Source organism: Candidatus Sulfuricurvum sp. RIFRC-1, assembly GCF_000310245.1.
Taxonomy (GTDB): domain Bacteria; phylum Campylobacterota; class Campylobacteria; order Campylobacterales; family Sulfurimonadaceae; genus Sulfuricurvum.
This window is the reverse complement of the sequence record NC_020505.1, coordinates 707,589-730,531: the sequence shown is the minus strand read 5'-3', so window position 1 is coordinate 730,531 and position 22,943 is coordinate 707,589. Positions and strand designations below refer to the sequence as shown.

Sequence of the window (22,943 nt, the reverse complement as noted above, 5' to 3'; positions counted from 1 at the left end):
GGTTTACGCACTCATTCTTTGATGATTTTTTTTCCATGCTTTGTACGATTTCTCATCTGAAAACAAAAACGCGACGTTCTCTGACTCCAAAGCTTCTATTCTCATCTTCGATACGCCATAACGCTCCCCATCAGGGATATTTTCGCTGTCAAAATCCCAGCAAATACGATCCCCTCTCTCATTTCGATAATCGAATAACCCGCTGATGTTACGATGCAATACATCTATACTGTGAATGGTTACCCCTTCTTCTCTCAAGAGTTCTACCATCTCCAGTGCATCCGAACGCTTTAGCGCATAAAACTGACCGCCGTTATGGCAACTCATATCGATTCCACACGTTTTATAAAAATCAAAAATGTCCATTGGAAGCCTCTACAGTAGGATTGATTGCAACGATAGCAGTCTTGCGTTGCGTTATATAAAATAGTTGTTTATCACTATGTTGGCGGATCAGTTCACATCTACCGTAATGATATTGCATGGCAGAGTTACAGCTCCCTTTTGAAAAATTGACGCTCAACATCACGGGAGTCTGTTTCAATGCCGGAAGAGCATCGATTGAGAGCGTTGAGAGCATCGCTATATCGAGTTTTTCAGGTTTATCTTTGAACTTCGCAACATTGTGCGATGCAATCATATAATCGACATTAAGCGAAGCGACAAGTGTAAACGCGATCAATCCCATAGCGGTGACGGTGCTCAAAATGACGTGATACGATTGGCGGATAATCATGAGGACGATCCCCACGACCAATACCGCAATCAGAAAATACTCAAACCATTCCACATAGTAGCGCAGTGTCGTCATCCCCATCAATGTCTGATACAGGTGCATCTTTTTGAGCGACGCAATCCCCATGACGACCGTTTGTGCCATAAACAGCCCCATCAGGATTTGGATACTCATCTCCCCTTTATAACGGCGCATCATCCCCAAAAAGATAACGACGACCAGACCAATGACCCATGCGAGTTGAAAGAACCCTTCGCGGGCAAACTGAGCAGGTGCGATCCCCGATTGGGTAATGTACGCTTCCCCTCCGAAGAGATAGGCAATCTGAAAAGCCAAAAAGGCGGCAAAAAGGGTATTAAGTCCCCCTAAAAAAATCCCCACTATCACTTTATCATACGCTTTTGCCTCATCATTACTAGGGCGTTGCGCACGGTTGAGATAGCTGTAGAGATAGACCCCTAAAAAGAGGAAAAAATAAAGCGGTACCGATATCATCTGATCGATTTTCGGAATCGCGAAGAGTTCGATAATTCGATTTACGGCGCTGTTGAATTTGGTATCGGCGTTCATGAATAATGCCAAAAATAATGCAATAAACGGTACGGTGACAAGCACCCCTTTGAATATCCGCTTATAGATCGAATAGTTCGGATTGAGTGCGAACAGATTAGAAAAAAACGCTCTGAAATATTTCCACGGCGAAAACGCAACCAATAGCCTCGGAATCAGTGTTTGATACAAATGATCAACTTTGTGCATGCTCGTGAGATAGACAATGAGAATCGCCGAGACGATAATCGCGGGGAGATAAGCTTGTGTCAAGGTGTTGTTATAAATAAACACATCGGCGATCCATACCGTCACAAATGGAAGTACCCAAAGCGTATAGCGGTTAATCACTTGTGCACTCAAAGCCAAATATAGCATCGGAATCATCGCAATCAGAAAAAAGAGGATATTCCCCAACCCGACCGCATTTTTCGGGACAAAAAACGATTGAAACAGCGCGAGTGCCAAACTCACCCCGATCAACGTCACACTAAACCATCCATTTGCAAAACGGTTCCCCTCTAAATCTACCGTACGAATCTCTTCTGTTAAATTAGCCATGATTTTCTCCTTGAAACGCTCTCATGAGTGTTTTAGCCGATCGAGTATCGATCTGCGCACCTAGCTGCTCAAATATCGTGTAGTATCCCAACAATGTACGATTCAAAAAGAGATACTCTTGGTTAAATTTGTGCACCGAATGGGTCTGTTTTTTCTGTACTTCCAAGATAGTCTCAAACCCTTTTTTAGAAAAACTGTAGCTTGTACCGAAATCGTAACGCTCTCCTCTAAGAACCCCAATATAGATCGAATCAAGCGGCTGGATAATCTCGCGGTAAAAATTTCGCATGGTCTCCACATCGCCAAAATCGATCATTTTTAGTTCCGCGTATTGACGGACGATCGTATCCTCCTCCACCCCATCAATCAATGAGAGGTGAAGAGCGTTGTACCGTACCAAAAAAGTCTCATCGACGTATTTGATACACCCAAAATCGATCAACCCCAGTTGAGCATTTTCCATAAAGATAAAATTACCCGGATTGGGGTCGGCATGGATCGCTTTGAGACGATACAACGAGATAAAAAATGTGTCGAACAAGATTTGAGCGTAATGGTTACGCTCCTCTTGGGTCGGATTTGATTGTAAAAATTCACCGAACGTCTGCCCCTGAACATACGAACATCCCAACAGTTTGGAAGTGGAAAGCTCAGGATAAAACTCCGGTATCACGATATTGGGATGGACGAGATTGTTTCTAAAGAACATAAGGTTTTTCGCTTCATACGTGTAATCCACTTCCTCAAAAAGGCGTTGATTAATCTCTTCGATCAAATGATCGACATTTTGCCCTTTAGCAAAACGTTGCAACATAAATTTAACCATCCCCATATCAGTAGTAATCGTCGTGGCAATACCGGGATATTGCACCTTGAGCGCTACCGTTTTGCCCCAATATTCCCCTTTATGCACCTGCCCCAAACTGGCACTCCCAAACGGTGTCGATTCAAAGCGCTCAAACACCTCTTCGGGGTAACGTTCCAGTTCTTGTTTCACGATTTTACGGATCAAAGCACGGTTAATCGGAGGAATGGCATTAAACGATTTGCTAATCTCACCCTGATAACTCTGCGGTAAAAACGGCAGTGCCAACATCACCTGCTGAGCGATTTTGACCGATACCCCTTTGAGTTCCCCCAATGCTTCGATGATAATCTTCGCCGTATCTTCGTGAGTTTGCTCGTGAATCGATTGGTGGGTATGGTTAGAGGCGAGCATTTTTCGGATTGATCCTTTCGTATGGTTCGCCCCGATTTTTATCAACGTCTTACCGATCACTTTGCCACGTGCGATAGTACTGAGCGGGATCGACTTATCCACGGAAAACCTCCCCCAGCTTGCGTTTGATTTTCCCCATACGGCTTGGCTGTGTCGACAAACGTGTCAAAGCGGAGAGAAGATGGTTTTTAAACAAAAACATCCCTAAATCCGAAGCCTTGTTTAGCAAACTCGAATTTAAAATTGCCTCGATCACCCCCATCGAGTGGTCAATAAACTGGGTAGTGTTTTCGAACGATTTACTTTCATCTTTGACCCAGTACGCCACTACCACGACAAAATAATCCCAAAACAGCTTTGGCAGATACTCTTCAAACGGAGGCTTCTCGATCTCACCCGCTTCGATGGCGATAGAAATCATCTCAGCGGCAGTATCAACGAAGAGGCGATTGGTCGCATAAAGCGAATCGAGTTTGAGTGAAGAGGAGTGAAATACCATCTCTGAGATTTGGAGAATAAATTCACGATCTTCGAGATAGAGTTCGAGTTCCGTTTCGATCAGTGTTTGAAGCTGTTCACGTAACGTATAGTTCTCAAACCCCTCGATAGTTCCCAAAATTTCGCGTGTTTGCTGATGCTTCCACTCGATATAGGCGTAGAGCATCTGCTCTTTAGTAGGGAAATAGTTATAGATCGTCGGATTACTGACTCCGGCACGCTGCGCAATTTCACGCATCGAAGCATCTTTGAATCCTTTTTCGATGATCAGTTCAACACCTGCCGCCAAAATTTTCATTTTGGTGATTTCTTTATTTTCCTGAGAGATTTTCATATCGCCTCCTCATTAATTTAACGTAGTATATATTAAATGCATTATTGTTGTCAAGTATTTTATAGTAAGTTAAGCAAAATACTTATTTTGGTTGAATTTCATACTTTAAGCACTTTAAACTATTGATCATATTAAAATAATAAAAATTAACTTTTTTAGAGAGTAGAGTAATGATGACCTATTTTATAAAACCATTTTTGACACTATTAGGCATAGTTATTATTTTCTTTTCTTCTGGCTGTTCAATACACGATCATCTTACAACGACCAATATTCATACAATTGAACTCAATGGGAAGATTATCATTGGAGAAGGGATTGGTGATGTGGGTGAAGAATTCGCTGATATTGATGAAGGAAACGATACTTTAAAAGGCTCTCCTAAAAATGATCTCTTTTTTGCTGGACGGGGTGATGATATTCTATATGGCGAAGATGGTACTGATTTTATATACGGTGAAAAAGGTGAAGATATTATTTTTGGGAATGATATCAATGGTAACGATGATAAACATGGCGATTATCTTGCTGGTGGAAGAGGATACGATGTTTTCATCAGCAATAATCAAGATTATATAAATGATTCAGATGGTAATGGAATTATTGTTTTTGAAAAAAATCTCCTTACCGGAGGAAATAAAATATATAGCAGATTTGCATATCAGCATAATTCATACAGAGGAGATGATGGAATATATACTCTTTCTAAGAATACACTGATATTTTCAAAATATACTGGCGAAACACTTACCATTAAAAATTTTATTAATGGCGCATTGGGAATCATCCTTACAGATTCTAATGCTATTCAAGAACCCCTCACTTCTCCAATAGATACCGGTCCAAATACTAAATTACCTGAAATCTTTGATGATAAGAATAGTAGTACGCATTCTACAATACTATTAGAATTTAAAAATAGTCTCGTTAAGGGTTAAAGGCACCAGATAGTTAGATTCCCGATCAGGTCGGGAATGACGTAATTTACCCATGCGCCTTTAATCCATCCGAAATCAGCATCTTGAGATACGACTGATAGGGAATGTCATTTTTATTGGCTTGAATTTTGAGTGTTTCGATCATATCGACAGGCATACGAATCGAGATCGTTTTCGCGCTTTTTTGAAGATTAGGAAGCCGTGTTTTTTTGGCTTTATCCCAGTCGATGTACTCGGTCGAGTCATGCTCGCCCCAAAACGCTGCGATCTCTTCTTCGGTTTTTAATTCAGGCATTTTTTTCATAGTATCTGTATTGTATCAAATAATGCCTCTGCCTATAAGATATTAAAGTTTTTCCCCTCTCAATCTCAACGCATTCGTAATGACCGATACCGAACTAAAGCTCATCGCGAGAGCTGCAATCATCGGTGATAGCAAAAGACCGAAGAAGGGATACAAAACCCCAGCGGCAATCGGTATCCCTGCACTGTTATAAATGAACGCGAAAAAGAGGTTTTGACGGATATTACGCATCGTCGCACGGCTGAGACGGCGTGCTCGGACGATCCCGCGAAGGTCTCCTTTGATGAGGGTGATACCCGCACTCTCCATCGCGACATCGGTTCCGCTCCCCATCGCGATCCCCACATGAGCCTGAGCCAGTGCGGGGGCATCGTTGATCCCATCCCCTGCCATAGCGACGATATGTCCCTCGCTTTGGAGCCGTTTTATCGTTTCGGCTTTTTGCTGCGGCAATACTTCGGCTTCGACCCGATCAATCCCTAGTCGGGCGGCAACCGCTTCGGCGGTGATACGGTTGTCCCCGCTTAACATCACGACATCTACCCCCTCCGCATGCAAATCACGGATCGCCTGCGCGGTGGTCGCTTTAATCGGATCGGCGACTCCGAGTATCCCGACTAGGGCTTCATCGACGGAAAGAAACATTACACTCTCTCCCCTGCGGCGCAAATCATCCGCAGCAGCCGTAAGCGCGACGGTTTCGACCCCCATCTCTTTCATAAGTGCAACATTCCCCAGCGCAATCCTGCCCCCTTCGATAATCCCCACAACCCCTTTGCCCGTTACCGATCGAAACTGATCTGCTTCACTCAGGGATAATCCTCTCTCCTGCGCGCCGTTCACTACCGCTAATGCAAGAGGATGCTCGCTCCCTCTCTCCAGCGAAGCCGCCAAAGTAACAATCCTGTTTTCATCCCACCCCTCTTGGGAAATAACGGAAACCATTTTGGGTTTTCCCTCCGTCAGCGTTCCCGTTTTATCGACGACGAGGATATCGATTTTTTCCATTATCTCCAGCGCTTCGGCATTTTTGATGAGTACTCCCGCCGTTGCCCCTTTGCCGGTACCGACCATAATCGATATGGGGGTGGCCAATCCCAGTGCGCATGGACAGGCGATAATCAGCACCGCTACGGCATTGACGAGAGCATACCCGAGCGACGGTTCAGGTCCGAATAGATACCAAACAATAAACGTTATGAGTGAAATCAAAATGACCACGGGGACAAAATAACCCGATACTCTGTCGGCACTCTTCTGAATCGGCGCACGGGAGCGCTGTGCCTGCGAGACCATCGCCACAATTTGGGAAAGGAGCGTATCGGCTCCCACTTTCTGTGCCTGCATAATGAGACTTCCCGTCGTATTAATCGTCGCACCGATCAGACGGTCTCCCTTTTTTTTGGAGACGGGAATCGGCTCTCCGGTCAGCATCGATTCGTCCACATAACTCTCCCCCAGGGTCACGTCACCGTCCACCGGAATCTTCTCTCCCGGACGGATTCGGAGTCTATCACCTGAGTGTACACCATTGAGCGGGATATCCTCTTCACTGCCATCCGAGCGGATAATACGCGCACTCTTCGGTGAAAGTCCCAGCAAAAGGCGGATGGCATCGTTGGTTCGGCTTCGGGCGCGTAGTTCCAAAACCTGCCCCAGCAAGACAAGGGCAGTGATGACCGCTGCCGCTTCGAAATAGACCGGAACTACCCCCATATGGGTCAACAGATTTTCCGGAAAAAGGTTTGAGAAAAGAACGGCGGCGGCACTGTAACTCCATGCGGTTGCAGTACCCAGTGCTATGAGGGTAAACATATTAAGACTGCGGTTACGAACCGATTCCCATGCCCGAATATAGAAAATCGATCCCCCCCACCAAACGACCGGAACGGAGAGGAACATTTCAAACCACTGGCGCGATTTGGGATCGATCATCGCGTCAAATTGTTCGGGAAAAAACTCCGAGCCCATCGCACTAATCAATACCACGACCGATAACAGCAAGCTCATCCAAAAACGGCGCTTCATCGCATCGTATTCGGTGGTATCGTCTTCGAGCTGCAATGTTTTGGGCTCAAGCGCCATACCGCATTTAGGACAGCTGCCCGGCCCTATTTGCTCCACTTCAGGATGCATGGGGCAGGTATAAATAGCGGTATCAACGGCACAGCTATGATTATGACACGATACGGAGGGAGGTTCGGAAAGGTAGTGTTCGGGATGCTCTTCAAATTTGCGCTGACAATGACCGGAGCAAAACAGATAGTGTTGAGCCTTATAATCGCTTTGATACGGCGTCGAGGGGGAAACCTCCATTCCGCAGACAATATCTTTTGCCATCGGATATCCTTTATTAATCGCTATTATCCTCGTTCACAGAACTAAGTTCTTTCAGCCGTTCTCGGTATTCTTTGGTATCAATTTCCCCTTTGGCATAACGCCGATCCAAAATATCTTTAGCGGATGAACCTCTTTTTTCATTGAAAAAATAGACAAGCATTAATAACAATCCTATAGGAATCAGCCAACCAAAAAACATCCCCCAACCGTGCATTCCGTATGCATACATCCCTGCCCCTTTTTTGAATATTTCAATCCTCATTTTTATCATTTTAGCACTATAAAGCACTATGAAATATAAACTGTATGTTAATGCAGGTACAATATGAAAATAAGATTTTAAATCAAAAAGCCGTTTAAAAATGAATCAAAAATCTATTCTTATCGTTTATGAAAACGACCGTTTTCTCCTTGCCCACAAAGGTGCAGGTGTAAATTTCCACTCCGAAACCGAAGCGGGATTTGTCGTACAGGTTTCCGAACAGCTCGGAATCCCCCTCTACCCCGTCCACCGTCTCGATAAAATGACCTCAGGACTTGTGATCCTCGCCAAAAATTCCGAAACTGCGGCACAATTCGGAAAAATGTTCGAAAATAGAGAGATTGAAAAATACTATCTCGCCGTCTCGATGCGCAAACCGAAGAAGAAAATGGGGTGGATTAAAGGAGACATGAGCAGTGCGCGACGGGGGGATTATAAACTTCTCACGACGATGGAGAATCCTGCTATCACTCAGTTTATCAGCTGTGCCTTGCGTACCCATGAGCGCTTTTTTCTCATTAAGCCTCATACGGGTAAAACCCATCAAATCCGCGTCGCCCTCAAAAGTCTCGGCTCCCCCATCGCAGGAGATGAGCGCTATGCACAGTCCGATGAAGCACGCAAGGAAGAACGGGGGTATCTGCACGCCTTCGCTCTTCGGTTTCATTTAAACGATGAAGCATTTGAGTTTGTTTCATCCCCCGATGAGGGGGAGCGGTTTGGAAGTGAGGCATGTAAAACTCAACTCATTGTATGGAATAAACCGTGGGAGATGTTTTGAAAGCCTTTACTACCGAACCCCTTACCGATATCCTCTCATGGGCGCATGAAACCCTAAAAGGGGCCGATCACCTAACCTTCGAAGCTCTCAATCCCGATATCGGTCGCGGACACTATGCAGGTGAAACCATCACGATCAATGGAAATGAGTATCTCTATCGCAGTTACAAAGCATGGAGTGATTTAGGCGAATTGCTGTTTTGTCGGATGCTGACACCGAAGATCATTTCTGAACACACCGTACAAATCACTTACGAAAAACTCGACCTCAGCGATTCGTTTCACCGTTCAGAGGAAAAAGAGGAAAAATACGGAATCGCATCCCGTTTCGCGGCGATTCATAAAAACGAAGAACCGGCATTTCTGAGCGCCTACCTGCGAGCTTTACATAGCGTCAAAGTCGGGGAGAGAAAACGGATTCTTAATCTGGGGATCAATACAGGGGACGAATTCGACCTCATCCGTCAAATCCTCTCCTCTGAAGAGTACATGAATCTCTCCCTCGTCGGGATCGATTTTTCACAAAGTGCCATCAGTGTTGCACGAGAGCGATTCAATGAGGGGAATGCTATCTTTTACGTCCACGACATCAACGATCTCGCCTCACTCGACTTAGGACGCTTTGACCTCATCATCACGATCGGAACATTGCAAAGCAGTACATTGGAGTTCAAAGCCCTCTTTGCGTCGTTAGTGCAAGAGTATTTGAGTAAAGAAGGGGCGATGATTTTAGGATTTCCAAATTGCCGTTGGATGGGAGGAGAGATGATTTACGGTGCCAAAGCTCCTAATTATCCCTATTCAGAAATGTCGATACTCATCAAAGATATCTACTACTGTAAAAAATATTTGCAGCAAAAAAAGTTTCGAGTTACCGTTACGGGTAAAGATTATCTATTTTTAACCGGGACAAAAATAGGATAAATTACTTACTTCCGTTCCAAATATCTTTAACCGGGTGTTTGATATGAATGGCTTCCACCGTCTCATCTTCTTCTTTGAGATGGTAAACTTCTTTATCCGGCGTAACACAAAAGACTTCAAACTCTAAAAGATGCGGATTTTGTTTAACGACAACTTCTTTAATATTTAAACTATTCGCATACCTTCGTATTTCCGTGACTGCTTTCATATCAGTCGTCGTAATTTTAACGATTAAATCACCTTTGTACCCTGCATACGTATTGATCTCCTTGATATCAAAATCAAGTGCAAAACGAATAATCAGCTTTCTCTCTGACTGCATGAAGTTTTCCTTCTTACTATAAAATCGATACAACTATTGTAGCCAACCATTACAAAAATTGGTATTATCTGCATGGTGTTATGCTATACTGCCCCTACAATCAATAATGCCAACTGAGAACTATAAAAATATGCCTACTAAAACCGATTTGACACAGTTTGAATCACCAATAGTTCTGATACAGCCTCTGCAATATCCTCTAATCGGTGTTGTAACTGCTAATCATGAAATTTGTCTATTTAATACTCAAACCAAGACAAATAAAAAAATCTTACGTTTGAATATTCCTGAAAATGCTCAACTTTTATGTGCTTTCGATCCAAACCATATGAACCTTCTTTTCGGAAACACACGAAGTGAAAGATTAAATATTATCGATCTTCAAGAAAAAAAAATTATCCATCGCTTTGAACTCGATCAACAAACACCTACTGCACTCATGTTTGCAAATGACGGTCTTCATTTTATCTGCGGAACAGATCAAGGTCGAGTATTGCTCTGGCGTTTTGATTCGCCTGCACTTATTTCCAGGTTGCACTCTTACCCTGAGTATACCTCTTTGTATGTCAAACCGAAAATTAACTTTGTCTCTGCCTTTGCTTTTGATGGGAATCGTCTGGCCACATCTGGATATGGCGGAAGTGTCGTTTTAACCCATTATCGATCCCAGACCAGAACAAAGCGCTATCATCCGAGCTACGTTGAAAACTCTGCTTTACTTTTCTACAAAGACAACCTAATCATCGGAAACCGAAGCGGTACTATTTTAAAAATCGATTCCAAAGGCAAACATCCAAATCAACGTCTCTCTACCTCCATAAATACCATTAGCCAGTTACTAAAGATTGGACAGGAATCTTATATTTTAGCCGTCGGTGACAAACCCTACGCTACCCTGATCAATGCAAATACGATGCAGATTATCTATGAACGTTATATTGATGTCGATCAGCCGATTACAGCACTATGCAAAGATGAATCCGATAATCTCTACGTCGGAACCGCAACCGGCGAACTTTTTCAATTCGATCTCCTTCCGTTTAATCAGCTCGAAAAGCTTATAGAATCAAAATCGTACGCACAGGCTTATCTTTACTGTGAACAAGAGCCTCTGCTCAAAGAGAGCAACACCTATAATCTTCTTGAATCCCTCTTTCAACGTTCCCTACAGCACGCTAAAGCGCTACTCGAAAAGGGAGAGACCGAACAAGCCAAAATACACCTGCAACCATTCATGCCAACCAAGTCAAAAGAAATCGGTGCTATATTAGCGGCATTTTCACAAATGAAACAACTAAGCTACCTTTTCAAACATCAAAAATTCTCCCCTTTTTACGGCCTTGTCGAACAGTTTCCCCTGTTAAACTCCACTATGTTATACGCGAAAGTGGAAGAGCAATGGGGCGAACGATTCAAAAAAGCGCAAAAATTAATGTTCGTTGACAAGAGACAAGAGGCACAAGCAGAGCTAGCCCCTTTTGCGACAGTCAATGCCAAGCGTCCATACATACTACTGCTGATTCAGCATACTGATATTTTCAGAATGTATTCCAAAGCAGTCTATGAACGAAACTATACACAACTCAACCATCTAATAATACGCTATCCACTCCTACGAAAACTTCCCTCCTACAATGATCTCATCAAGGAGGCCGGCGAGCTGATAGCTGCTATTACCGAAGCATTAAAAGAGCAAACATTTGAATATGTTCAGGTACTCATGAGTGAGTTCAGTCTGATTCCTCAGTACGAAAAAGAATTTTTAAACATTAAAACGTTTGTTTCACATGCCTTGAATCTTCACCATGCCATAACTCACAGCCACTGGCGATCAGCATACAGTTTGATTGATACCCATTCAGAATTGATGATTTTGCCATGGGCACAGGAGCTGGAAATATTATGGCTGGAAAAATTAGAACGATGTGAAAAATATGCTTCAATAGGTGATGCATCTGCGATTAAAAAAGAATTTATAAATCTAATCAATCTACCTGGGCGCCATGAGCGTATCGGTGACCTTTTACGTTCATCCTATCATGTTCAACTCAAAAAACTGCTCGACTCAAATCCGGACATTTTTTCAGTGGGAGTCGCCAACTACTGCGATTTGTTCGGAATAGATACAGAAATACGCCATCTGCTGAGAATAGCCAAACACAAACATATCACCCCTAAGATTGAACAAGCTCTTTTATGCCCGAAACAACGAGATCAGTGGATATACCATATCACTGAGCTGCGAGGTAAAATAGCCTAACGTGAAACATTTCATTCACTTTGACAATAACGGGCCTCGTCGAAACTGAAGTATGGTATTTCCGTTCCAAGGAAAGAGCTGGGAGCGACACTGGAACTGGATGATTATCCGGAACTCATGAACCATGCACGCGAATGCTGAAGCAACTATTATCAGCATTACCTTCGTACCGAAGATATCTTTATCGAGGGAGTCGAAGAGGTGATAGAGGATCTCTCGCAGCAGTATCGGATGGGGATAGTGACAACCTCACGAAGAGTTGATTTTAAATTCATCAAGAGAAAAAACTTACCCGTTTAATAAAATTTATCTTGTGCGAAGAAGATTACCAAAGAGCCAAAATGCACCTTGCCCCCTATCTCAAAGACTTACAGCTTTTCGATGCACATCTTATTAGTGAGGCGATTGTCGTTGAAGATTCTCAGAGGGGACTTATGCCGGAATCGAATGTGTAGTCGTTAAAAATGACTTTACCGCTAGCCACGATTTCAGCGCCGCACCCTATCGGATCGATTCTCTGAGAGATTTACAAGCGTTGTTGACCCATTAAATCTATTTCGCTAGGATAAGAACTTCATACAAAGGGTAATCATGCTCAAACCTCTCTTTTTATTATTTATTTTTATGGGTTCACTGACCCTGTATGCCCGAAGCGAAGTCGAAGCGATCAATCTTTCACTGCAATCACTGGGAAGCGAAGAGAGTTTAAATGACACCCAAGTTCTGGATAATACCCTCGATCGCTATCGAGGGACCATTAAACCTCTCTATCATCGTTATACCCAAACAACCACCGAGATTGAACACATCAAAGCCAAATTTACCGCAGAAGAAATCCCCGTTTTTTTCGCACTAATTCCGTATGCCGAATCAAAATTCAATCCATCGTCTCGAGGCTATGGAACAGCCGGTTTATGGCAATTCGGTAAACAAAGCGCTAAAAATTTCGGATTGAGTGTCAAAAAAGGGCATGACGAACGCTTAGATCCCGATAAATCTACGGATGCAGCGATACGCTATATAAAATACCTCAAAAAAGAGTTTGGAAGCTGGTATTTGGCTGATTTCGCCTATGCCATGGGAGAGGGAACACTAAAGAGGATCATTCAACATAATGGAAGTAAAAAAATATCCGTTTTACTCAAAGACCCTCACTTCCCCTCAGGAACGAAAGCCCATTTCGCTAAAACACTGCTGCTCGATGCAAAAATACATTACACAAAAGCAGAAGATGAGAAAGAACAAACTTCCGTCGTAGTGAGCCCACGTGCCCTATAGGGTATGTCAAACTATGAACAAACACCCTTCGACATGCTCAGGGTGAACGGCTTCATTTATCCGATATTCGTATAAACCGCTTGGACGTCATCGTCCTCTTCGAGCTTATCGATCAGTTTTTCAATATCCGCCATTTGCTCATCGCTAAACTCTACCGGAGAGTTTGCGATACGCTCTAACGCAGCGCTATCAGGTGTAATCCCCAAACTTTCAAGTTCAGCCGACAAAGCTCCAAATGCGGTGTATTCGCCGTACACACTCACTTCACCCTCTTCTTCTTCGATACTTTCCAACCCTGCATCGATGAGTGCGAATTCAAGCTCTTCGAGATCCATAGCAGGTTTTGGAAATCGAAACACCGCTTTACGACTGAACATAAATTCGAGCGAACCGTTGTTAAGAGTTTCCCCTTTGGCACGACCAAAAATCGTACGAACATTCGAAATCGTACGGGCATTGTTATCGGTAGCACACTCCACAAAAATGAGCGCACCATGAGGCGCTTTTCCCTCAATGTTCATCTCTGCCAAGGAAATAGCGTCTTTACCGCTGGCGCGTTTGATCGCCGCATCGATATTGTCTTTCGGCATATTTTGCGCTTTAGCCGTCAAAATCGCACTGCGGAGTTTCGGGTTCATATCGGGATCTTCACCACCCTCTTTAGCCGCCATTGTGATAATTTTGCCGAGTTTTGGAAATACGCGTGACATATTTCCCCAACGCTTCATTTTTGCCGCTTTGCGATATTCAAACGCTCTTCCCATACGGTACTCTCCCTCGAATTTACTTAAAAAATTGTGAAATTATAGCCGTTTTAAGGGATTTTAACAACTCCTTTATTGCTGTATAACGATGTTTATCTGGATTATGCTATCCTATAAGAGTAGACTCAATTTGTAATCCATGTGAAAAGGAAGATTCGTGTCACCCAAAAAAAAGTTTGACTCTCCTTTTGCACGAAATCTTTGGCAAACAATCGCTATTTTAATACTTTTCATTGCCATCTTCATCGCTTACGTCTATGCCGAAAAACGAATAGAACATGCTAATGAATTGCGTCTACGTTCCTTTTTACTCGCGGATGAATTACGTCAATCTTCAGACGATCTGACCCGCATGGTCCGTACCTATGTCGCAACCGGAAATATCGCCTATAAAAATCATTACCAAGAAATTCTTGATATCCGCAACGGTAAAATCCCCCGCCCCCTTCAATATCAAAACATTTATTGGGATTTGGTCGGATTGAATAACCAACGACCCCGCTCTCGCAGTAATGAGTCACTCCCCCTGATCGAAATGATGCGTCAAGCAGAGTTTACCGATGCTGAGTTTGCTAAACTCTCCGAAGCAAAACGTAACTCTGACACTCTCACCCAAACCGAATTTGCTGCAATGATACTAATCGAGTCAAAAACAGCCTCCTCCGTTGAAAAAGATATTCTGTACTATAAAGCACTTGAACTCCTCCACGATGAAACCTACCATAATGCCAAAGCCTCAATCATGCATCCTATCGATGAGTTTTATCATTTAATGAGTGTCCGAACGACGGCTGCGGTTCACTCTGCTGAAACAGCCGCTTTTATTTTACGGAATATTTTAATTCTGATCGGATTATTCTTACTCTTTATGCTTTGGCGTCTGAACAAAACACTGCGAATAACGCTAGGAAGCTCAGTCGATGACGTGCATGAGTACATTACACACATCGGCAGCGGAGATTTTTCACACACAATAAAGATAAAAGATACCAATAAAGAAAGTATCTTGGGGTGGTTAGGGGAAACCCAAGAAAAGCTCAAAGAGCTTATTGCAAATAATGAACGGCTTAAAAAACTTTATGCAGCTCTCAGCCAATGCAATCAGGCAATCGTACGCTCTACCAGTATTGAAGAGCTATTTCCGATTATCTGCCGTGATGCGGTCGATTTCGGCGGGATGAAAATGGCATGGATTGGACTAGTCGATGAATCCTCTCAAATGCTCAAAGCGGTCAATTTTTACGGAGACGGCACCGATTATCTCGAAGGGCTTGCTATATCAAACGATCCGAAAGACCCAAGCAGCCAAGGTCCTACCGGCCGTACATTACATGAAAATCGCCCATTTTGGTGTCAAGATTTTCAAAATAATCCGACAACCAAAAGGTGGCATGAACAAGGTAAACAATACGGTTGGGGTTCATCTGCCGCCCTTCCTCTAAAGTATAATGGGAAAGTCATAGGTGTTTTTTCCCTTTATGCTGAATCGCTAAATGCTTTTGATGAAGCGGCACAAAAATTACTCATAGAAATGGCAATGGATATCAGCTACGCATTGGAGAGCTTTAAACGTGACGCTGCTCGAAAAGAGGCTGAAGAGGCTTTGAAAAAAAGTCAAACCCATCTCAAGACGATTATTGACAATGAACCCGAATGTGTCAAACTCGTAGATTCACGCGGAGTACTTTTGGAAATGAATCCTGCCGGACTGGAAATGTTGGAAGCTGAGACACTCGAAGAAGTCCAAAAACACAGCCTGGTTGATTACATTCTCCCTCAGTGGCGTGCCCCGTTTATCGCCCTGCACAAAAGTGTGATGAACGGAGAAAGCGGTATTTTAGAATTTGAGATTCAAGGTCTCAAAGGGACAAAACGGTGGCTCGAAACGCATGCAACCCCCTTACGTGACAGTGCTAGGAATGTCACGATGCTGTTGGGAATTACACGAGACACCACCGAACGCAAACAAAATGAAGAGAGAATCCGTTATCTGGCAAATTTCGACAACCTTACAGGCCTGCCTAATCGAACACAGCTGGATAGCCAAATCAAAGATTTGCTCTCTTTAGCGAAACGAAACAACACCAATGTCACCGTCATGTTCCTCGATCTTGACCATTTCAAAGATATCAACGATTCGCTAGGCCACAGTACCGGTGATAGACTTTTGATCGAAACAGCCATACGGCTCAAATCACTTTTGAGAGAGGAAGATACCATATCTCGTATGGGGGGCGATGAATTTATCATTCTGCTGCCAAATATTCTTTTCAATGGAGCATCGCAAGTGGCTCAAAAACTCTTGGATGCGTTCAATAAACCTTTTCAAATTGGAGAGCATGAACTCAGTATCAGTGCTTCGATCGGTATTGCCCTCTATCCCCACGACGGAGGCGATTTCGAAACATTGTATAAAAATGCTGATACGGCAATGTATCGGGCAAAACAAGAGGGACGAAACGGTTTTTGTTTTTTTACCGAAGAGATGCAGCTCCATTCCCTCCGAAACCTTGAAATCAGCAATGCCCTGCGTCATGCTCTCGAGCGTAATCAGCTGTATCTGTGCTATCAACCTCAATTTTCAACTCAAGAGAAAAAAATCATCGGGGCAGAGGCGCTGTTACGGTGGAATCATCCTGAACTTGGGAATATTTCTCCTGCCGAATTTATACCGATCGCTGAAGAAAATGGTACGATTTTATCCATCGGCGAATGGGTACTTCGCACCGCGATAAGAATAGCAAAAGAGTGGATAGATCAAGGATCTTCCCCTCTCATTATGGCCGTTAACCTCTCAGCCGTACAATTTCGCTCACCAAACTTGCCAATTCAAGTTGCTACTATTCTCGAAGAAGTAGGATTGCCACCAGAGTATTTGGAACTCGAGCTGACCGAAAGCGTTGCAATGTACGATCCGCAAAGGGCAATTAATGTAATGAATGAACTACATGAGCGTGGTGTTCGTATGTCAATCGATGATTTCGGAACCGGTTATTCGTCTTTGAACTATCTCAAAAAATTCAATGTCTATAAACTCAAAATCGATCAATCCTTTGTCCGAGACATCAATGTTGACCCCGAAGATAAAGCAATCGTAGCGGCCATCATCAGTATGGCTAAAAGCTTAGGGTTACAAACCATTGCGGAAGGGGTAGAGACGGTTGGTCAGCTGAACTATCTTCATGAACAAGGGTGCGATGAGATTCAGGGATACTATTTTTCCAAACCTCTCCCCAAAGAGGCATTTGAAGTCTTTCGAGATCAACACTAAAACAAAACGTTTAGAGTTGCTCCACTAAACTGCAAACACACGGATAAGCTTATTTGTCGATAAAGACGATATCGCTTTGGATATTGTTAAAGAGAAGGGAACGATTATCGACGCGATGCTGATACAAGAAGGTATTCGGTTCCATCGAGCGAAGAACTGTCGTATTGTAATAAAAAGCATTCGTACAACGACCGACAAAGAGGAATGAAAACAGAAGTTTAATACGCGGGTTCTCAAACATCTCATGCGGCTGTGCCAAAAAGGTGAGGCCGAATTTTTTCAGGTTAACAAGATCGAAGATATAGAAAATAAAGTCTTCGAATTTGGTATAAAACCCTTCTAGGCTGGCGATTTCCTGCATAATGTAGTAATAATTTTCCAAAAGTTCACGCTTTTGCATCATTTGAGAAAGCTTGCTTTTGATATCCCGTTTACTTGCAAAAAATGCAGGGCTGACTGCCATATAGATATTTTTACGTTCCGCGATTGCGGTGTCCAATGCAGCATCAAACTCATCACTTTCATTAAAATGCATATAGTAAAAATCGCTGCTGATTTTGAATTTTTCTTCAACTTGATCCGGGGTAGGATCGGAAAAATCGAGATAAAGGGTAGGAATACCGCTCTCAATTACAAATTCTCGAATTTTATTTGCAAGGTGTGTTTTTCCTGAACCCGGTTCCGCCAGAATAAGGGTATTTTCGCGCAATACGCGGTCTTGAAGTTCGAGAGTCGCGATAGAACTTTTAAATTTTCCGATTTTTCGTTTCATGCGTTTATCCGTAAAGTGAGATAATAGTGGGGATAAGTATAGCTAAAGGTAACAGATTTAGAGATAAAGGAGAAACAGGTGTAGCGATTAGTGACGTATTATTGCCACGGTTCTTGTAGTATCGTAACATCTCCCCGTTCACTGTGAAAACTGAGCTCTCCGTCACAGATATTGCATTGCAGACGCATAGAGCGTGCACACAGCTTCTCTATTTCCTCCGCATCTAAATGGATTACACGGAGATTTTTAAACCGCGCAAACGTCGTACCGTATTGTCTCCACCATGCGGTGGCACTTTTGAGGTTATAGGTATAAACGATGACCTGTTCAGAGCGTCCGCACGCCTTTCGGAGCCGTTTCTCATCCATCTGTCCCAAATCGATCCACAGCACCACTTCGCCGCCGTAGTTTTTCTCCCACAGTTCGGGTTCGTCATCCCCTCCGATCCCTTTTGTGATAACCATCTGGTCGGACGCATTAAGAGCAAATGCTGCAAGACGGATCATTAAACGCTGATCCGTCTCGGAGGGGTGCTGTGCGATTGTGATCTCGTGAGTCTCGTAGTAGTTGCGATCCATATCGGCTATGCTCAGCTGTGCTTTGTAAATCGTCGAACCTGCCGCCATGAGAACTCCCTTGTATGTGTGGGATTATGGCATAAAGGGGCTTATAATGGAGCTATTAGCGGATAAATGGTAAAATTCGAAATGATACAAACCATACCGATTGAAACCTTTTTAGAATCCCAAAATACTTATGACCTTATCATCGATGCGCGAAGTCCGCACGAGTACGGTGAATCCCACGTCCCCTCTGCGCAAAATTTTTACGCGCTAAGTGACGAAGAACATCACGAAATCGGGACGATATACAAACAGATATCCCCATTTGAAGCACGTGTAAAGGGAGCTTCGTATGTCTGTCTCAACGCGGCTCGCCACATTCACGATATCTATCCGACATTTACCCCAAACTCCAGAATAGCGATCTATTGCGCACGCGGCGGTATGCGTTCTTCCTCACTCGGAACGATCTTGTCCGATATAGGATACCGGATCGACCGTGTTATCGGAGGATACAAATCGTACCGAACGTTTGTGACCGACTATTTGGAGAATCTCCCGCCACTGCACTTTATAACCCTTGCCGGAAATACGGGGTGTGGCAAAAGCGACCTCCTGAGTGAACTGGACAATGTGATCGATCTTGAAAAAATGGCCAATCACTACGGTTCGGTCTTCGGCGATGTCAACGGCGCACAACCCACCCAAAAAGAGTTCCAAAATCGGTTGACCCATGCCCTTCTCGCTCTTAATCCAGCCCAAAGTGCTTTTGTCGAAGCCGAGAGCAAACGGATCGGAAAAATCATGCTCCCCGCTGCACTTTACAAGCAGATGGAATCGGGATTTCGCGTTGAGATCACGGCACCTCTGGAACAGAGAGTGGAGCGGATCATGCGAATGTACGATGCGATGGATGAGCGCTTTTTTATGGCGCGGATGGAACGAATTTCTCCCTACATCAGCCGTGACGATAAAGATTCCAGTATCACCGCATTTCTTAACGGTGATTTGTCCAGAGTTTCTGAGATCTTATTGACGCAGTATTACGACAAAGTTTACAAAGTGACCATCAAGCCTGATGTAAGTATCTGCAATGATGACCTCACAAAAACACTCGAAATTCTCAGAGGAATTCAAGATGAACAACGACGCTAAGCTCACAAAATTTGTCCGGGCCTCGGGATGCGCTGCCAAACTCTCCCCCGGCTCGCTCGAAAACGTCACTTGTCATCTGAAATCGTTTCACAAAGATTTACTCGTCGGATTTGAGGGGAATGAGGATGCGGGCGTGTACCGCATCAGCAGTGATCTTGCGATGGTACAGACGGTTGATTTTATCACCCCCGTGGTCGATGATCCCTTCATCTACGGTCAAATTGCGGCGGCTAATTCTCTAAGCGACGTCTTCGCCATGGGGGGCGATGCCAAGACGGCACTCAATCTCGTCGGATTTGACGGAAAAAACCTCCCCACCGAAGTGCTCACCGAGATTCTACGCGGCGGGCAAAGCAAAGCGCAAGAGTGCGGTGCGGTAATCGTCGGCGGACATACGATCGAAACCCCTGAGATGCTTTATGGTCTCTCATGCACCGGATTTGTCCACCCCGATAAAATACTCCGTAACAATACAGTAAGCGAAGGGGATTTGATCGTCCTCACCAAACCTCTGGGACTGGGAATCCTGATCACCGCAATCAAAGCAGACCTGCTGGATGAGCCTACCGTGATGAAGGTCGCTGAAACGATGCGTACCCTCAACTATAAAGCCTCCCTCATCGCACGGGAGTTTGACGCCCATGCGTGTACCGATGTGACGGGATTCGGATTTTTAGGTCATTTGGCGGAGATGAGCGGAGGCACTAAAACGATAGAAGTAGAGTGCTCCGCCGTCCCGTTTTTCGCCGAAGCGTTACCGATGGCATCGATGGGGATTATCCCTGCTGGAAGCTATGCCAACAAAGAGTATCTCGAATCCAAAGTACACTTCAAACGTAACGTCGGAGCCGATCTGGAGATGATCCTTTTCGATGCCCAAACATCGGGGGGACTTATGATTGCGGCGACCCCTAAAAATGCCGAAAAGATGGTAGAACGGTGTCTGAACGAGGGGATACCTGCTGTGATTGTTGCTCAAGTTCTCGCTAAAACAAATAGTGACATTGTAATACTATGAGTGCCGTTCGTGGTGAGCTTGTCGAACCATGAACTTACCCTTCGACAAGCTCAGGGCGAACGGGAATTTATAAAAAAGGATGTTTATGCATAGACGCGAATTCATTAAAAAAACAGCTATTACGGGGGCGATTTGCCTCACCCCCTCTTTTCTTAACGCCTCTTCAACACCGACGATCAAAGAAGGTCTTGCAGTGTATGAACTCCGCTGGAGCTTTGATCTCTCCCACCATAGCACCAAAGAGTGTTCCCTATGGGTTCCCCTCCCCTCCGATATCAACGGATTTCAGCGCATTATCGAGCTTGGAAACACAACCAATGCAGAGAGCCATTTCGAGAGCGATCACAACCTCTGCGGCGCCCGTACTTTTTATGTCCATTGGGAAAAAAGTGCCGTGAGCAAAACACTCGAAATAACGATGAGTATTGCGCTGAGAGATCGCCAATGCGATTTCCGCCCCAAACGAATCTGCCCCGAAACACTCGAAAAAGCGAGAGAGTTTTTAGCCCCCTCAGCCCATATCCCCACCAACGGAGCCGTTGCCAAAGTTGCCAAAAGTATCGTCGGAGGAGAAAAAAATCCCCTCAAAAAAGCCCGCAAAATCTACGACTGGATTGTGGCGAACAGCTACCGTGATGAGAGCGTACAAGGATGCGGCGTAGGCAGCCCGAATGCGATGTTAGCAACGTTGGAAAAAGAGGGTCGCATGGGAGGCAAGTGCCTCGATATGTCGGCACTCTGCGTTGCGCTGATGCGCGCCAGCGCTATCCCCGCACGTGAGGTGATGGGGATTCGGCTCGGAGCTTCACGTCTCTCTCCTGCCTTTGGAGCGGGCGAAGATAATACCAAAGCACAGCATTGTAAGGTGGAATTTTTTATCCCGAATATGGGATGGATACCGTGCGACCCTGCCGACATCACGAAACTGGTACTCAAAGAAGGAATCGATAAAAACTCCCCCCGCGCCCGTGAACTCGCCAACAAATTCTTCGGCTTTTGGGAGAACAACTGGATGGCACTCAACCACGCCCGCGATTTCAATCTCTCCCCCGCCAATACCCAAGGTACCCTCGACTCGTTCGGCTACCCGTACGGCGAAGTGGACGGCGAATACCTCGACCCCTTTGATCCGAGAAACTATCGCTATACGTTCCACTCCCTCAGAGGTGTTCTATGATCCTAGACTGCCGTGATATGGATTGCCCGGCTCCCGTACTGGAGACAAAAAAGGCTCTCGATGCCCTCCCAGAAGATGCCGTCCTTATCGTAGAGGTCAACACTCTATCAGGACGGGAAAACTGTAAGCGCTTTGCCCTCTCACAGCACTGCACCTTTAGTGAAGAGGAACTTGCCCATGGGGCTACCCGTCTCATCATCGTAAAAGGGAGAGGATACGTTGAGAACGACGAAGAGAACCCCGTCGATGTCATGATGCAGCAGGAGCGGCGCAGTGCGGTACTCATACTGTTCGGTGCACTCATCACGGCGCTTCTCTCTGCCTCATGTTGTTTGGTTCCGACCCTTTTTATGGTGTTCGGCATCTCCTTCGCAGGGGTTATCAATGTTCCCGAACTCAACAGTTATCGGTGGCTATTTACCGCCTTTGCCGTTTTGATGCTGAGCATCGGATTTTACCAAATGGTGATCAAAAAACAGATCGAATGCGATTGTGTCCCAAGCCTCACTTCTAAAATCTTATTGATCCTTTTTTGGGGACTCTTTCTCTTTAGCCTTGCCGCCCTCTTCTATCCCTATTATGAGGTATTGATATGGGGAGAATAGCCATCAGCTTGCTTCTATTGGTCTCTCTCGCGTACGCCAAAGAGTGGAAGCTCCATATCAACGGAATGCACTGCATCGCCTGCACACTGGCGGTTAAAAAAGCGTTGATGGGTGTCTCAGGAGTTCAAGAGGCGAAAGTCAATTTTAAAAATGAGAGTGCGCTCGTTATAACAGATGAGAAGATTACGCTTCGGATGATGCAGGATTCCGTGGCACAGACTGGGTATAGCGCCATAGCGCAGGTACAAAAATAAAAGTACGTTGATTTTTTTAAGGGATAATAGCCGCCGAAGAGAGAAAATAGAGGATATCT

23 protein-coding genes are annotated in these 22,943 nt (G+C 44.5%); 12 read left to right on the top strand and 11 right to left on the bottom strand.

The annotated features are described in order from the left end of the window. Positions 1-3 precede the first annotated feature (3 nt). The 4 genes from B649_RS03810 to B649_RS03795 are packed head-to-tail and all read right to left on the bottom strand — an operon-like array spanning position 4 to position 3,897. Complete coding sequence (locus tag B649_RS03810; RefSeq protein WP_015653184.1) at positions 4-366, bottom strand: hypothetical protein; 363 nt, start codon at positions 364-366, stop codon at positions 4-6. Continuing rightward, positions 353-1,846 (bottom strand): DUF4153 domain-containing protein, encoded by a 1,494-nt coding sequence (locus B649_RS03805; protein ID WP_015653183.1) that lies wholly within the window; start codon positions 1,844-1,846, stop codon positions 353-355. Before B649_RS03805 ends, B649_RS03810 begins: the two co-directional genes overlap by 14 nt. Then, the gene (locus B649_RS03800) at positions 1,839-3,167 is read right to left on the bottom strand and encodes an AarF/ABC1/UbiB kinase family protein (RefSeq protein ID WP_015653182.1); all 1,329 of its coding nucleotides are present in this window, start codon (positions 3,165-3,167) and stop codon (positions 1,839-1,841) included. Before B649_RS03800 ends, B649_RS03805 begins: the two co-directional genes overlap by 8 nt. Further along, positions 3,160-3,897 (bottom strand): TetR family transcriptional regulator, encoded by a 738-nt coding sequence (locus B649_RS03795; protein WP_015653181.1) that lies wholly within the window; start codon positions 3,895-3,897, stop codon positions 3,160-3,162. The genes B649_RS03800 and B649_RS03795 overlap by 8 nt, the downstream gene beginning before the upstream one ends. 170 nt (positions 3,898-4,067) lie before the next feature. Between B649_RS03795 and B649_RS12095 the strand changes: the two genes are divergently transcribed. Further along, on the top strand, positions 4,068-4,835 hold the full coding sequence (locus tag B649_RS12095) for a hypothetical protein (protein ID WP_015653180.1): 768 nt from the start codon (positions 4,068-4,070) through the stop codon (positions 4,833-4,835). A gap of 46 nt (positions 4,836-4,881) precedes the next feature. Here B649_RS12095 and B649_RS03785 read toward each other — a convergent pair whose 3' ends face one another. Genes B649_RS03785 through B649_RS03775 form a run of 3 tightly spaced genes read right to left on the bottom strand, consistent with a single transcriptional unit; the run spans position 4,882 to position 7,750 of the window. Continuing rightward, positions 4,882-5,139, bottom strand: coding sequence for a BrnA antitoxin family protein (locus tag B649_RS03785; protein ID WP_041192393.1), 258 nt, complete (start codon positions 5,137-5,139; stop codon positions 4,882-4,884). A 42-nt stretch (positions 5,140-5,181) separates the two neighbouring features. Then, positions 5,182-7,479, bottom strand: coding sequence for a heavy metal translocating P-type ATPase (locus B649_RS03780; RefSeq protein WP_015653178.1), 2,298 nt, complete (start codon positions 7,477-7,479; stop codon positions 5,182-5,184). A gap of 13 nt (positions 7,480-7,492) precedes the next feature. Then, positions 7,493-7,750 carry a hypothetical protein gene (locus B649_RS03775; protein ID WP_291750933.1) on the bottom strand — a complete coding sequence of 86 codons (258 nt, stop codon included), beginning with the start codon at positions 7,748-7,750 and terminating at the stop codon, positions 7,493-7,495. 91 nt (positions 7,751-7,841) lie between these two features. Here B649_RS03775 and B649_RS03770 point away from each other — a divergent pair, with 91 nt between their 5' ends. Together B649_RS03770 and B649_RS03765 are read left to right on the top strand one after the other, a co-directional pair. Continuing rightward, positions 7,842-8,522, top strand: a complete 681-nt coding sequence (locus B649_RS03770; RefSeq protein WP_015653176.1) for a TIGR01621 family pseudouridine synthase — start codon at positions 7,842-7,844, stop codon at positions 8,520-8,522. Next, complete coding sequence (locus B649_RS03765; protein ID WP_015653175.1) at positions 8,507-9,445, top strand: methyltransferase domain-containing protein; 939 nt, start codon at positions 8,507-8,509, stop codon at positions 9,443-9,445. Before B649_RS03770 ends, B649_RS03765 begins: the two co-directional genes overlap by 16 nt. Before the next feature lies 1 nt (position 9,446). Here the strand turns inward: B649_RS03765 and B649_RS03760 are convergent, their stop codons facing one another. Further along, positions 9,447-9,767 (bottom strand): hypothetical protein, encoded by a 321-nt coding sequence (locus B649_RS03760; protein WP_015653174.1) that lies wholly within the window; start codon positions 9,765-9,767, stop codon positions 9,447-9,449. Positions 9,768-9,873: 106 nt separating this feature from the next. On the opposite strand from B649_RS03760, the gene B649_RS03755 reads away from it, so the two are divergent. From B649_RS03755 to B649_RS12090, 3 genes are all read left to right on the top strand, one after another. After that, positions 9,874-12,027 (top strand): WD40 repeat domain-containing protein, encoded by a 2,154-nt coding sequence (locus B649_RS03755; protein WP_041192392.1) that lies wholly within the window; start codon positions 9,874-9,876, stop codon positions 12,025-12,027. A gap of 311 nt (positions 12,028-12,338) precedes the next feature. Further along, positions 12,339-12,482, top strand: a complete 144-nt coding sequence (locus tag B649_RS12445; RefSeq protein ID WP_291750932.1) for a hypothetical protein — start codon at positions 12,339-12,341, stop codon at positions 12,480-12,482. Between the two features lie 136 nt (positions 12,483-12,618). Next, positions 12,619-13,305 (top strand): lytic transglycosylase domain-containing protein, encoded by a 687-nt coding sequence (locus B649_RS12090; protein ID WP_015653172.1) that lies wholly within the window; start codon positions 12,619-12,621, stop codon positions 13,303-13,305. A gap of 56 nt (positions 13,306-13,361) precedes the next feature. On the opposite strand, the gene B649_RS03745 is transcribed toward B649_RS12090, so the two are convergent. After that, positions 13,362-14,069: a YebC/PmpR family DNA-binding transcriptional regulator gene (locus tag B649_RS03745; protein WP_015653171.1), complete on the bottom strand. Its 708-nt coding sequence runs from the start codon at positions 14,067-14,069 to the stop codon at positions 13,362-13,364. A gap of 157 nt (positions 14,070-14,226) precedes the next feature. Here B649_RS03745 and B649_RS03740 point away from each other — a divergent pair, with 157 nt between their 5' ends. Beyond that, entirely contained in the window at positions 14,227-17,340 is a 3,114-nt protein-coding gene (locus tag B649_RS03740; RefSeq protein WP_015653170.1) for an EAL domain-containing protein, read from the top strand. A gap of 49 nt (positions 17,341-17,389) precedes the next feature. Here the strand turns inward: B649_RS03740 and B649_RS03735 are convergent, their stop codons facing one another. Both B649_RS03735 and B649_RS03730 read right to left on the bottom strand, forming a co-directional pair. Beyond that, on the bottom strand, positions 17,390-18,112 hold the full coding sequence (locus tag B649_RS03735; protein ID WP_015653169.1) for an ATP-binding protein: 723 nt from the start codon (positions 18,110-18,112) through the stop codon (positions 17,390-17,392). A 98-nt stretch (positions 18,113-18,210) separates the two neighbouring features. Then, the gene (locus B649_RS03730; RefSeq protein WP_015653168.1) at positions 18,211-18,738 is read right to left on the bottom strand and encodes a YaeQ family protein; all 528 of its coding nucleotides are present in this window, start codon (positions 18,736-18,738) and stop codon (positions 18,211-18,213) included. Positions 18,739-18,819: 81 nt separating this feature from the next. Between B649_RS03730 and mnmH the strand changes: the two genes are divergently transcribed. The 5 genes from mnmH to B649_RS03700 all read left to right on the top strand — a co-directional run bounded on the left by mnmH (position 18,820) and on the right by B649_RS03700 (position 22,884). Then, positions 18,820-19,830, top strand: a complete 1,011-nt coding sequence (gene mnmH / locus B649_RS03725; protein ID WP_051013695.1) for a tRNA 2-selenouridine(34) synthase MnmH — start codon at positions 18,820-18,822, stop codon at positions 19,828-19,830. Then, a complete protein-coding gene (gene selD / locus B649_RS03720; RefSeq protein ID WP_015653166.1) occupies positions 19,814-20,848 on the top strand; it encodes a selenide, water dikinase SelD in 1,035 nt (344 codons plus the stop codon). Before mnmH ends, selD begins: the two co-directional genes overlap by 17 nt. An 85-nt stretch (positions 20,849-20,933) precedes the next feature. After that, positions 20,934-22,025: a transglutaminase-like domain-containing protein gene (locus B649_RS03715; RefSeq protein ID WP_015653165.1), complete on the top strand. Its 1,092-nt coding sequence runs from the start codon at positions 20,934-20,936 to the stop codon at positions 22,023-22,025. Next, entirely contained in the window at positions 22,022-22,630 is a 609-nt protein-coding gene (locus B649_RS12085; RefSeq protein WP_015653164.1) for a sulfurtransferase TusA family protein, read from the top strand. Before B649_RS03715 ends, B649_RS12085 begins: the two co-directional genes overlap by 4 nt. After that, the gene (locus B649_RS03700) at positions 22,618-22,884 is read left to right on the top strand and encodes a heavy metal-associated domain-containing protein (RefSeq protein WP_015653163.1); all 267 of its coding nucleotides are present in this window, start codon (positions 22,618-22,620) and stop codon (positions 22,882-22,884) included. Before B649_RS12085 ends, B649_RS03700 begins: the two co-directional genes overlap by 13 nt. The last annotated feature ends 59 nt before the right edge of the window (positions 22,885-22,943 follow it).

Coding starts and splice junctions, on each gene's coding strand:
- B649_RS03810 (WP_015653184.1), bottom strand. CDS start 366: ATGGACATTTTTGATTTTTATAAAACGTGTGGAATCGATATGAGTTGC.
- B649_RS03805 (WP_015653183.1), bottom strand. CDS start 1,846: ATGGCTAATTTAACAGAAGAGATTCGTACGGTAGATTTAGAGGGGAAC.
- B649_RS03795 (WP_015653181.1), bottom strand. CDS start 3,897: ATGAAAATCTCTCAGGAAAATAAAGAAATCACCAAAATGAAAATTTTG.
- B649_RS12095 (WP_015653180.1), top strand. CDS start 4,068: ATGATGACCTATTTTATAAAACCATTTTTGACACTATTAGGCATAGTT.
- B649_RS03785 (WP_041192393.1), bottom strand. CDS start 5,139: ATGAAAAAAATGCCTGAATTAAAAACCGAAGAAGAGATCGCAGCGTTT.
- B649_RS03780 (WP_015653178.1), bottom strand. CDS start 7,479: ATGGCAAAAGATATTGTCTGCGGAATGGAGGTTTCCCCCTCGACGCCG.
- B649_RS03775 (WP_291750933.1), bottom strand. CDS start 7,750: ATGATAAAAATGAGGATTGAAATATTCAAAAAAGGGGCAGGGATGTAT.
- B649_RS03770 (WP_015653176.1), top strand. CDS start 7,842: ATGAATCAAAAATCTATTCTTATCGTTTATGAAAACGACCGTTTTCTC.
- B649_RS03760 (WP_015653174.1), bottom strand. CDS start 9,767: ATGCAGTCAGAGAGAAAGCTGATTATTCGTTTTGCACTTGATTTTGAT.
- B649_RS03755 (WP_041192392.1), top strand. CDS start 9,874: ATGCCAACTGAGAACTATAAAAATATGCCTACTAAAACCGATTTGACA.
- B649_RS12090 (WP_015653172.1), top strand. CDS start 12,619: ATGCTCAAACCTCTCTTTTTATTATTTATTTTTATGGGTTCACTGACC.
- B649_RS03745 (WP_015653171.1), bottom strand. CDS start 14,069: ATGGGAAGAGCGTTTGAATATCGCAAAGCGGCAAAAATGAAGCGTTGG.
- B649_RS03735 (WP_015653169.1), bottom strand. CDS start 18,112: ATGAAACGAAAAATCGGAAAATTTAAAAGTTCTATCGCGACTCTCGAA.
- B649_RS03730 (WP_015653168.1), bottom strand. CDS start 18,738: ATGGCGGCAGGTTCGACGATTTACAAAGCACAGCTGAGCATAGCCGAT.
- mnmH (WP_051013695.1), top strand. CDS start 18,820: ATGATACAAACCATACCGATTGAAACCTTTTTAGAATCCCAAAATACT.
- selD (WP_015653166.1), top strand. CDS start 19,814: ATGAACAACGACGCTAAGCTCACAAAATTTGTCCGGGCCTCGGGATGC.
- B649_RS03715 (WP_015653165.1), top strand. CDS start 20,934: ATGCATAGACGCGAATTCATTAAAAAAACAGCTATTACGGGGGCGATT.
- B649_RS12085 (WP_015653164.1), top strand. CDS start 22,022: ATGATCCTAGACTGCCGTGATATGGATTGCCCGGCTCCCGTACTGGAG.
- B649_RS03700 (WP_015653163.1), top strand. CDS start 22,618: ATGGGGAGAATAGCCATCAGCTTGCTTCTATTGGTCTCTCTCGCGTAC.